General features: G+C 44.5%; 11 protein-coding genes and 1 pseudogene. 7 read left to right on the forward strand and 5 right to left on the reverse strand.

Going from position 1 to position 10,015, the window contains the following annotated elements:
• The first annotated feature begins 152 nt into the window (after window positions 1-152).
• From F6K49_RS30535 to F6K49_RS30550, 4 genes are all read left to right on the forward strand, one after another.
• Window positions 153-1,013, forward strand: coding sequence for a CHAT domain-containing protein (locus F6K49_RS30535; RefSeq protein WP_293102665.1), 861 nt, complete (start codon window positions 153-155; stop codon window positions 1,011-1,013).
• Window positions 1,014-1,024: 11 nt separating this feature from the next.
• Window positions 1,025-1,384 carry a hypothetical protein gene (locus tag F6K49_RS30540; protein WP_293029617.1) on the forward strand — a complete coding sequence of 120 codons (360 nt, stop codon included), beginning with the start codon at window positions 1,025-1,027 and terminating at the stop codon, window positions 1,382-1,384.
• Entirely contained in the window at window positions 1,384-2,832 is a 1,449-nt protein-coding gene (locus tag F6K49_RS30545; protein ID WP_293029613.1) for a hypothetical protein, read from the forward strand. Before F6K49_RS30540 ends, F6K49_RS30545 begins: the two co-directional genes overlap by 1 nt.
• A gap of 1,208 nt (window positions 2,833-4,040) precedes the next feature.
• Entirely contained in the window at window positions 4,041-4,463 is a 423-nt protein-coding gene (locus tag F6K49_RS30550) for a hypothetical protein (RefSeq protein WP_293019761.1), read from the forward strand.
• 325 nt (window positions 4,464-4,788) lie between these two features.
• Here F6K49_RS30550 and miaB read toward each other — a convergent pair whose 3' ends face one another.
• Together miaB and F6K49_RS30560 are read right to left on the reverse strand one after the other, a co-directional pair.
• Window positions 4,789-6,135, reverse strand: a complete 1,347-nt coding sequence (gene miaB, locus F6K49_RS30555; protein ID WP_293019760.1) for a tRNA (N6-isopentenyl adenosine(37)-C2)-methylthiotransferase MiaB — start codon at window positions 6,133-6,135, stop codon at window positions 4,789-4,791.
• Window positions 6,136-6,179: 44 nt separating this feature from the next.
• A complete protein-coding gene (locus F6K49_RS30560; RefSeq protein WP_293019759.1) occupies window positions 6,180-6,326 on the reverse strand; it encodes a hypothetical protein in 147 nt (48 codons plus the stop codon).
• A gap of 287 nt (window positions 6,327-6,613) precedes the next feature.
• Here F6K49_RS30560 and F6K49_RS30565 point away from each other — a divergent pair, with 287 nt between their 5' ends.
• Window positions 6,614-6,802, forward strand: a complete 189-nt coding sequence (locus F6K49_RS30565) for a hypothetical protein (RefSeq protein ID WP_293072155.1) — start codon at window positions 6,614-6,616, stop codon at window positions 6,800-6,802.
• An 88-nt stretch (window positions 6,803-6,890) separates the two neighbouring features.
• Here the strand turns inward: F6K49_RS30565 and F6K49_RS30570 are convergent, their stop codons facing one another.
• Both F6K49_RS30570 and F6K49_RS30575 read right to left on the reverse strand, forming a co-directional pair.
• Window positions 6,891-8,318, reverse strand: coding sequence for a carotenoid oxygenase family protein (locus F6K49_RS30570; protein WP_293102670.1), 1,428 nt, complete (start codon window positions 8,316-8,318; stop codon window positions 6,891-6,893).
• A 76-nt stretch (window positions 8,319-8,394) separates the two neighbouring features.
• Complete coding sequence (locus tag F6K49_RS30575; RefSeq protein WP_293102673.1) at window positions 8,395-8,577, reverse strand: hypothetical protein; 183 nt, start codon at window positions 8,575-8,577, stop codon at window positions 8,395-8,397.
• A gap of 36 nt (window positions 8,578-8,613) precedes the next feature.
• Here F6K49_RS30575 and F6K49_RS30580 point away from each other — a divergent pair, with 36 nt between their 5' ends.
• Window positions 8,614-8,742: a hypothetical protein gene (locus F6K49_RS30580; protein ID WP_293019757.1), complete on the forward strand. Its 129-nt coding sequence runs from the start codon at window positions 8,614-8,616 to the stop codon at window positions 8,740-8,742.
• Window positions 8,743-8,745: 3 nt separating this feature from the next.
• Here the strand turns inward: F6K49_RS30580 and gloA are convergent, their stop codons facing one another.
• Window positions 8,746-9,174: a lactoylglutathione lyase gene (gene gloA / locus F6K49_RS30585; protein ID WP_293072152.1), complete on the reverse strand. Its 429-nt coding sequence runs from the start codon at window positions 9,172-9,174 to the stop codon at window positions 8,746-8,748.
• A 460-nt stretch (window positions 9,175-9,634) separates the two neighbouring features.
• Between gloA and F6K49_RS30590 the strand changes: the two are divergent.
• Window positions 9,635-10,015 (forward strand): annotated as a pseudogene (locus tag F6K49_RS30590) (hypothetical protein); the annotation flags it as partial.

Genomic DNA, 10,015 nt, shown 5'->3' on the forward strand with positions numbered 1-10,015 from the left:
GACGAGGGTCTTCGAGCTCTGCAAAGGCTTCTATAATTGCGATTTGAGACACAAGAGTAGATGGATTAGACTAAATTTGCGCTCAATTATACCATATCTTGTTTATATTTAGAATGAAATAGCCCTGGGGAGAAGGTAAAACTAGAATTATAATGGATCGGTTTCCAGCAGGGGTAAGTTACGCTCCTAGCTGTCAACTACTCCAACTTGTTCAAACTAGAAAACGCCCAGAAGAGTTTACCCACCTGTTTGCAGTTCAAAATTCCGCTGATAATTTACATTACACTCCTATCGAAGTAGACGTAGTTAAACGCTACTTCAATCCACCACCAGATACAGAAGTTCTTGTGGAAAACGATGCCACCAAAGCCGCCATAGATAGCAAAGCTCTCAACAGTTACCACTGTTTACATTTTAGCTGTCACGGTTACTTTAATTACCAAGAACCACGGAAATCGGCTCTAATTCTGGCCAATGCCCATCAGCCGACCTCTGCTGAACCCAATTCGGAGCGCTATTTACGAGTAGAAGATGAAGACTATGACCTAGAGAAATGTTTGACTATCGATGATGTCTTTGAGTTAAAATTAGAACAATGTCGCCTGGTCACCCTTTCTGCTTGTGAAACAGGACTGATTGATTACACCAACATTAGCGATGAATACATTGGTTTACCCAGTGGTTTTCTAGTGGCGGGGAGTCCAGCAGTGGTTAGTAGCTTGTGGAAGGTAAACGATTTATCGACAGCATTGTTAATGATTAAATTTTATGATAATTGGCTAAACTCCCAAATGTCCTTAGCAGTTGCCCTTAACCAAGCGCAACTCTGGCTGCGGGATGTAACAAAGGAAAATTTATTACTCTGGATTGAAAGCTCATCTATAAAGAGTTATCAAAAGCGGTTTTTGAGTGCTCCCCTTTCGAATAATGATGATTTTAAGTATCTAAGACCCAGCGATAAGCCTTTTGAAAAACCTTACCATTGGGCAGCATTTTGTGCAATTGATCAATAGGAGTTAAGACTATGAAATATGAGATTCAAGCAATAAGAAATTTTATCAAGCTAATCAACAGCCAAGCAGAGCTTTTTTCTGAACAGCATCGGAATGAACTGGAAGCGATAATTACTCCCCTATCTAATCATGATGTGGAGGGACTATTAAATAAGATTGAGAACTGGTGTAAATCTAATCCAGTTATTAACGATGCTCTAAATGTTTTAGTTGGTAGTAAACCAATTCCTGAAAAAGGACCTGGAGGCAAATTCCCTACTCCTGAAGCCAAAGCAGACTATGAAAAAAATGATCTGAAAGAAGAAGTACTCAACGCTCTGCGTCAGAGTACTCCCCTAGAAACCGAAAAACCCAAAAATCCCAAAGGCTGATGAGTGATACCGCCTTGCGACTCAAAAACCCCAGCGTCACCCTTTATGGGTTTCATCTCTGCCAAGACTTAAGTCAAGAACCGGAACAGTTGCGACAGGATGCGGATCAGTTGTGGCAACACTGTGCTAAGCTCAGCGAACCCCTAGGTATCCCAGACCTGGAATCTTTACCGGAAAAAATACTATCCCCTTCCAGCCAAACAGCGATCGCAAGCCGTTACATAGAACTATTAGATGATGATGACAAAACCTACACTGCACCACTGCAACTAGCAGGCTCTCCCCTAACCGTCCAGGTTGATCCGGTTAAAATTCATGATACTTATGCCCTTGACCTAACCCTGTCTTGCCAGAATACCGTTGCAGCCAGTGAATTTAGTCACTTCAATCCCCAAGGGTGCCTCCTAGCCAGCAACATTCAAGCTTCTTTAGGACAAACCTTAGTGCTCTATGGCGAACCAGTGGGCACTCCCGAAGAGGATAGAACGTTAGCCGATGCCTGTGTGGATGCTTTTTTGCAGGGAACCGACCAAAAACCCCAATTTACCGCATCTGGGCAGTTATTTGGTAGCCCAATTTTTGCCTATGACAACGGTAAAGAGAAACCAACGGAGCAATGTCACGTTCTGGTCTGGTTAAACCGTAACCCAGAAACCTTAAAACTGGTTGAAAAGACGTCTTTGTCTTTTTTCAATCTATTGTGCTGTCGCAGTAAAATCCTGTTTGCTTATGATCAAGCCCGTTGGTGTTATCGCCAAACTAGAGGACTCTATAGCCAACTGGAACAAGAGGTTCAAGGCTTCAAGGCATTGCCAACGGAGGGAGACACACGGCTAGAGCAACTGAAGCAGAAACTGACCGAGATGCCATCCAAGACCTTTGAGTATGCTGGTTATCTGCGAGACATGGAGGATCACAAAAATGCGATCGCTACCAATGACCACAACTATGACTACTGGCTAAACAAAATCTGTGAACATAGTCTGGAAGACGATACTATCAAGTTTTTGGAAGACTTCCTCAACCAAAGAACTAAACGGTTTGAAAAACAGATTAAAACCGACCTGAATTATCTCAAACCCGGTCAGCAATTATTTGACCAGATGCTTGGTAGTATCCGAGGCATTGTGGACATTGAGCAAGCAGAATGCGATCGCGCTTTGGAAAAAGCCCTCAGAGATAAGGAGAAGGCTGATCAAGCGCGAGAAAAACAATTAGAACGTTGGATTGCCCTGGTCGGTACTGGTTTAGCGGTTAGTGGTATTTCTTCCCAAACCGCTGGTAAACCGGTAGAGTCTATTATCGACCCGAAAGAATCCTTAGATTGCCCCAGCGCTGGTGTTACACCTTGCTTGACTTACAGTGTCGTGTTTGTGCTATTTCATGTTGGAGTTGGTTTTATCGCTGCTTTAATTATGAATCGATTTATCAAATCGGTATCAAAATGAGTACTAAAGGGAGCAGGTTGTAGGGAGTAGGGAGTAGGGAGTAGGGAAGAGAGAAGAGGGAAAAAATCCTGTGTACCTCATAAGTATGATAACCGCTATAATTCAGTTGTGATCAGAATAATTCAGCCAGGTTAGTAGGAGGAGACAGAACGATTCGTGGATTCTTTGGCCAATTTATCTTAAAAATTCCTGGAAAATCAATTATTATGACTTCTGATATCATGTCGGGATAATTACCCTTAATTGTAGTGCGTACGCTAACCAAAAACAAGTTTTTACATGGCGGAGGAGTTGCATTGAACTGTCGCGACAAGCTAAAATGAATGGCAACACTGTACACCCTTCAATGCACGAGTAAGCTATAATTTATTCATAGCAATAGGTTCAGTCGTTTTCCAAGTCAGTCTGTACCCAGTAATACTATTGTTATACAACCCTCAAAGCTAGAATTGGCAGTACTTTCGGACTTCTTTAGTACATGTGTACTGGGGAACTTCAGTCAATAGTTGTTGATAGTTTATAGTTTTTGGTCTGCTCAAGGCACCTAGTAATTTATAGGTGCCTTTTTGTTAACAGTGCGGCTCCCGGCCACACCCCACACCCAGTAATATCAAGTCTGGTTGAATACCGATAATTATAGCAGTCGCCAGGGCAGGCGCGGACATGACAAAAGTCTCAAACCTAAGTAAGCGCAAGAGTTTGACTTCTGACTTCTGACTTCTGACTTCTGCTATATTAAGGAGAGGGTGGGAGGTGTGGGGAGATAGGGAGATAGGGAGATAGGGAGATAGGGAGATAGGGAGATAGGGAGATAGGGAGATAGGGAGATAGGGAGATGGGGAGATAGGGAGATTTTTATTAAGGGTAATTATCCTGACATGATATAAGGCGCGGAATGCTGCTTGTCACCCCTGAAAGAGGCTACTTGATGTGCGTTCAATAAAAGAGTTAGACATTAGTTTAATTTGAGTTACGGAAACCTGACAGCTGAATGCTGACAGCTGAATGCTGAATGCTAACAGGATAATTCTAATGTGTCTTAACCTTTGAGTGTAAGATAACGTTTAAACAATTGACAAAAGCGTGCCCATAGCCCATAAGCTGATAGCTGATTGCATATCAAGTAGCACCTCAAGTAGCGCATATGCTTACCAACTAGCTTATAACTTGATATAAGTAGATAATTACAAACAAGAAGGCAACAAGCTATGGAACAGAAAGCAACTGCGTCTACTAAACTAGTCACCGGTAACTTTGTGGTGATCCAGGGAGATATCAATCGCAGAATTGGCGATGGTGGTGCTAGCCTCTGGAACAAGACCTTCAACACAGGGGGACGCTACAAGGGCGGGGCTGCGATCCTGATGTTGATGGTTAAAGGATTGACAGCAACCGACAGTGATGCAGAGGTCAAAATCAATGGTAAAAGTGTAGGGAAGATCTACTCCTACGAGGGAGCTAATCCGAAGCATTGGTTTACCCAAATCATTAACATTGGTGCTGGAATTCTCAAGGACGGCGATAATGAGCTGGAGGTTGAAGCCGTAGATTTGCCCAACCCCTCTGCTGGCGACCTCTATAACGATTTTTACATACGGGATGTGGTTTGCTTCTTCCAGCGGGAAGATTAGGAAACATCTTTGATAGCAACGGAAGTATAGTTTAGGACATAGTTTTTGGTTTAAAGGGAATAGGGAATCGGGAATCGGGAATCGGGAATCGGGAATCGGGAATCGGGAATCGGGAATCGGAAACAGCGGATCTGGGAGCAGAAATTATGTTTTAACCTTTACTTCGACTGCTATAGTTTCAGTTTCTATTTTTAAGGGGGTAGGTAAACTACCTGATCAGGGTAGTTTACCTACCCCCGCCCGACTCCCAACTCCCGACTCCCGACTACCGACTACCGACTCCCGACTCCCGACTCCCGACTCCCTATTCCCGACTCCCTATTCCCTATTCCTCTACTCGCTCACCAGTCAAGCTAAAGGCACGAGCTTCGGTAATTTTAACTAGAACTAGCTCCCCTTTCAGGTGATTAATATCCCCAGTGAAGAACGTCAGACGATTTCCTTTGGTTCTGCCCATCACTTGAGTCTTGTCTTTGGGATTTTGGTCTTCTACCAACACTTCCTCAATCCGTCCCAGATAACGTTGCGATCGCTCAGCTGCTTTTACCGCAACCAGGTGGTTGAGACGTTGAAGGCGATCGCATTTGACCTGCTCAGGGAGTTGATTTTCCCACAATGCGGCTGGTGTGCCAGGACGAGGAGAATAGGCAGCGGTATTGAGCTGGTCAAAGCCAATATCATCTACTAGTTTTAGGGTATTCTCAAATTGTGCTTCCGTTTCCCCAGGAAAGCCCACAATCGCATCGGCACTAATGGACGCATCGGGCATATAGTCCCGAATGGTATTAATAATACGGCGATATTTCTGGTGGGTATAGCCCCGTGCCATAGCTTTGAGAATATCGTTATCCCCAGATTGGAAGGGAATGTGGAAATGTTCGCACACTTCCGGCAACTCGTGACAAGCGCGGATTAGCCGTTCTGTAAAGTAGCGTGGGTGACTAGTAGCAAAACGGAGCCGCTCAATCCCTGGGACATTGGAAACATAATACAGTAAATCTGTCAAGGTGTGCTGATGCCGCCCCGATTCAGTCACTCCTGGTAAGTCACGTCCGTAAGCATCAATATTTTGTCCCAACAGGGTGACTTCCTTATACCCTTGCCGTCCTAACTCCTCCATTTCTGCCCGAATTGCTTCTGGGGTACGGGATTGCTCTAAACCTCGGACATTGGGGACTACACAGTAGGTGCAGCGTTCGTTACACCCATAAATTATATTTACCCAGGCGCTAATGCTGCTGTCCCGTCTTGGTTTAGTGATGTCTTCAACAATATGAATTGGTTCTGTAGCAACTAGCTGGTTGCCATCAAATACCTGGTCTAGCAAATCCCCCAAACGATTGGCGTGTTGCGGTCCCATGACTAAATCAACTTCTGGAACTCGCCGCAGCAGTGCTTCTCCCTCCTGTTGTGCCACACAACCCGCTACTACCAGGGTCAGGTCTGGTTGTTGGTGTTTGCGCTTTGCCTGTCTTCCTAGGTAGGAATAAACCTTTTGCTCAGCATTATCTCGAATCGTGCAGGTGTTGTAGAGAATTAAGTCAGCCTCGTTGGGATTTTCTGACCACTGGAAGCCCATATCCTCCAGGATGCCAGCCATCCGCTCGGAGTCGGCTTTGTTCATCTGGCAGCCAAAGGTGGTGATATGGTAGCGGCGGGGAAATGAGGTCATCTTACGTTAAACAGCTAAGGATTGGATCAGGGGATCTCCTCTAATTATAAATTTTCAAACCTACTCCTTTTTCTGATCCCTATGGCAAAGGTGAATTTATCTATAGAATTTCTCAAAGGCAGCAGGGAGTAGGGCGTAGGGAGCAGGGAGCTTCGGAGTAGGGCGTAGGGAACAAATCCTGTGTATTTCATTACTCTGATAAACGCTATATTAACCAGATTTTTTTATGCTTACTTTACCTGGTTTAACTATTTAATAGTATCCGTAAATACACGTATTTTAACTTTTAAACTATTTAAAATATACCTAAATTTATCGTTTTAATTTTTATAAAAATAAGTTAATAAATTATTTTTTTTAGCAAAAAAACGGTGATTTTATCTTATAAACAATCCTTTTCTATTTATTGACTTTTTTTGCTGATTTTGCTGGGAAAGTTTTGAAGTAATGAGTATAAACTTTGAGCAAGGTCACCACAATGGGTTTTAAAAGCTATATCTTGTTATCTACTCTACTAGTTACTGTTGGTATTAATTTTTACCTAGGTAAGTCTAGTTTTCGAAAGGGATACCAGTCTGATTCTGTTGAACAGCAATTACTAGCTTTAGAGGAGGAAAGTTGTCCTCCAGGAACCGGACGACGAGATACTTCTGATTGTTTAAATTGAAATCCTTTATCCTTAAAAAAATGGCTATATACTGCATTAATTAATAGCTACAGTTCAGGTTAATTTATCAGGTAAATTAAAAATATTACTACCTGGATTTCCACTGACCATGAAAGCTGAAGGGGATAACCTTTGGTAATCCCAGACGACATATAGGTTCTTGATTTAGGGTGTTTCTACTAAATACCATCACTTCACTGGTATCAGAATTTCCGTCATACACAACTGTTAATATCCAACCCTGGTCATGATTCAGGCTATCCGGTGCATAGACTGGTTCCGAGGGATAGCGATTTTCCCCTAAATCAGCCACAATCAAGGTGCCAGTTTTGTGCTCAAAACATCCAATTGCACCATGCAATTCTTTACTAATATCGACGACTTCGCGATGTAGTGATAGATAAGTATGAGATGAGAATTGTCCTACTCGCTGTTGCGGCACCACAGGAAATTCACAGCTTCTATCGAACAACTGTTGTAACTGCACTACCTGACCAGTGTCAGGATTGAGTCGGGCTTGCCAAAGGGTTCCTTTCGCTTTGGTTTTAGTTTGACCAGTGGGAACTTCTTTCAAATACTGATTGGTCTGAAAGTCACCATAACGGACAAAATCAATCACGATCAAGCCATCTTTCTCCACATAGCCATTGCTGAAGTGCCACTGATACCAGGGTTCAGCTTCACCGCGACTGACTACACTAAGGCTGTCACGGTCTACAATAATAATTTGGGTTGACTTATTTGGGTGCCACTCCATAGCATCACCATAGCTGCACCAACCTAGAGCTACTTTCAGGAAATTCACTCGCACTGGGGGTACAAAAAATACTAGATACTGCCCTGCGAGGACAAAATCATGGATGAAGGGGAAACCCTCTAGCTGTACTGACCCTTGTTGGATAATTTTGCCAGTGGAGTTGCTCTTGTAAATGTTGAGTCTGCTATTAAGTTCAGGGGTCAGTCCAAAGTTGAAAATCTCTCCAGTTTTGGGATCAATCTTGGGATGGGCAGAAAAGCTTGCTCCTTTGCCTAGGCCAGATAAGTCATCAGTGCCTCTGGTTTCTAAGGTCTGCAGGTCTAAGGCATGGGGATGACCACCTTCCCAGAGGGCTAACAATTTATCAGGTAATGGTAGCACTGAGGTATTGGCAGCATTTTTAACTGGCTTACTCCAGCGTTTCCAGATTGGTCCTGGTGTTGTCATGCCATAGTTGGGGTACAGTAATTTGTCAGCAGCTGCTTCTGCTTGATAGCCAGAGGTTTGGACGTAGCGATAAACTCCTGTGGCACCAGCAGGGGTAAAATGTACTGCTAAAATTGCCCCATCACCATCAAACCAATGTCCAACCGTTACACCACCTCGCTCTAACCGTCCAGGACCATTTCTATACAGAGAACCTCGCAACCCTTCTGGAATTTTGCCAGAGATGACCGGGAGGGCAGTAGGCGGAAATTCAGTTGCGGGTTTTGCGATCGCATTCGCCCAGCCTTTTGTTGTAGATGCTTGAGGGATCATTTTTCAAAGGGAATAGGGAACAGGAGTAAGAGTGTGGGGAGATGGGGAGATAGGGAGATGGGGAGATAGGGAGATCTCACAGGGGTAGGTTTTTTACATTTGGGTCGGGAGTCGGGAATCGGGAGTCGGGAATCGGGAGTCGGGAATCGGAACCCACCCCTAACCCCTCCCAGGAGGGGAAGAGCGGGAAATGGGGAGAATTATCCCGGAAACTAGTGTGTATTTTGATACATATTTTGAGGAATTTATACGTAATCAAAGTACCTACTCGCCCCTTTGTAAAAAACCTACCCTTATGAGGATAGGGAGATGGGGAGATGGGAAACATTTTTATAGGGTTTCCCATACTTACCAGCTAGATTCAATTTTCTTATCCCGACTCCCGATTCCCGATTCCCGATTCCCGACTCCCGACTCCCGATAGTTATTACCCAGCTACTGCTGTCGCTTCTGGTTTCTGGGCAGACTCCTGATCTTTGCGTTGGATCAGTTCAATCTTGTATCCACTCGGGTCTTCCACAAAAGCAATCACTGTTGAACCGTGCTTCATCGGTCCTGGCTCCCGCACTACCTTACCACCAAGAGATTTAATTTGGTCGCAGGTTTGGTAGATATCGTCTACACCAAGAGCAATATGACCGAAAGCATCCCCGATGTTGTACTGATCAACCCCCCAGTTATAAGTTAGTTCAATAACTGTGTTGTCAGATTCATCCCCGTAGCCTACAAATGCTAAGGTAAATTTTCCCCCTGGAAAGTCCTTCTGACGGAGCAGCTTCATGCCTAGGACATCGCAGTAAAACTTGATCGATTCCTCAAGATTGCCGACTCGCAGCATTGTGTGTAGCATTCGCATTAGCTTAGTGTCTCCTGTTGAATCAGCCAATTCCGTTCTATTGTATAGCAGTTGTTAGAGGGAGCAGGGAGTAGGGAGTAGGGAGTAGGGAGTAGGGAATCGGGAGTCGGGAATCGGGAGTCGGGAGTCGGGAGTCGGGAAGAAATCCTGTTTACCTGATGAGTATCAGAATTGCTATAGCATTTTGCTTTGATATCTGAAATATAATTGAGAACCCAGCGCTATCCCTCGAATTCTGATCAAGGTCGGGTTTGGGGTTCCGGCCACTAGACCTGGCAGAGTTTACTAGCTTCTTGTGTCTAGAATAGAGTTGATTATTCTACAGTTCATTTAGCGATCGCATTTTCCCACTCCCGATTCCCGATTCCCGATTCCCGATTCCCGATTCCCGATTCCCTACTCCCTGTTCCCTTCAACCTTCAACCTTCAACCTTCAACCAATTAACCTTCAACCTTTAAGATGGTCACTTGGGATCCCTATCTAGCATCAATCCGTCAAGAGTACGCCCAATGGTGGCACGTTTATACCCTCACCGATGTCGAAGACCGTAAGCCCAAGCAGCAGCAACAGACTCCTGGGCTGTTTAACTTTAACCTGATGGTGCAAACCATCAAGTCCGAGCAGCCAGAAAGAGACCAGAATCGGGAAGAAACTGAGCGGTTGCCTGTGCTGGCAGGATTGCGGAAGTATGCTGCGGAGCATGTTTTACTGGTAGGACGTCCGGGGTCCGGTAAATCCACAGCCTTAGTGCGATTGTTGGGGGATGAAGGGATACAAGACAAAATTCCAGTACTGGTGGAACTGCGATATTACCAGACATCCGTGTTGGAGTTAGTGAAG

Source organism: Moorena sp. SIO3I6, from assembly GCF_010672095.1.

Excerpts from the sequence above, each read along its gene's own strand:
- F6K49_RS30550 (WP_293019761.1), top strand. The coding sequence starts at position 4,041 with ATGGAACAGAAAGCAACTGCGTCTACTAAACTAGTCACCGGTAACTTT.
- F6K49_RS30535 (WP_293102665.1), top strand. The coding sequence starts at position 153 with ATGGATCGGTTTCCAGCAGGGGTAAGTTACGCTCCTAGCTGTCAACTA.
- F6K49_RS30560 (WP_293019759.1), bottom strand. The coding sequence starts at position 6,326 with ATGAAATACACAGGATTTGTTCCCTACGCCCTACTCCGAAGCTCCCTG.
- F6K49_RS30565 (WP_293072155.1), top strand. The coding sequence starts at position 6,614 with ATGGGTTTTAAAAGCTATATCTTGTTATCTACTCTACTAGTTACTGTT.
- F6K49_RS30580 (WP_293019757.1), top strand. The coding sequence starts at position 8,614 with ATGAGGATAGGGAGATGGGGAGATGGGAAACATTTTTATAGGGTTTCC.
- F6K49_RS30570 (WP_293102670.1), bottom strand. The coding sequence starts at position 8,318 with ATGATCCCTCAAGCATCTACAACAAAAGGCTGGGCGAATGCGATCGCA.
- miaB (WP_293019760.1), bottom strand. The coding sequence starts at position 6,135 with ATGACCTCATTTCCCCGCCGCTACCATATCACCACCTTTGGCTGCCAG.
- gloA (WP_293072152.1), bottom strand. The coding sequence starts at position 9,174 with ATGCGAATGCTACACACAATGCTGCGAGTCGGCAATCTTGAGGAATCG.
- F6K49_RS30540 (WP_293029617.1), top strand. The coding sequence starts at position 1,025 with ATGAAATATGAGATTCAAGCAATAAGAAATTTTATCAAGCTAATCAAC.
- F6K49_RS30545 (WP_293029613.1), top strand. The coding sequence starts at position 1,384 with ATGAGTGATACCGCCTTGCGACTCAAAAACCCCAGCGTCACCCTTTAT.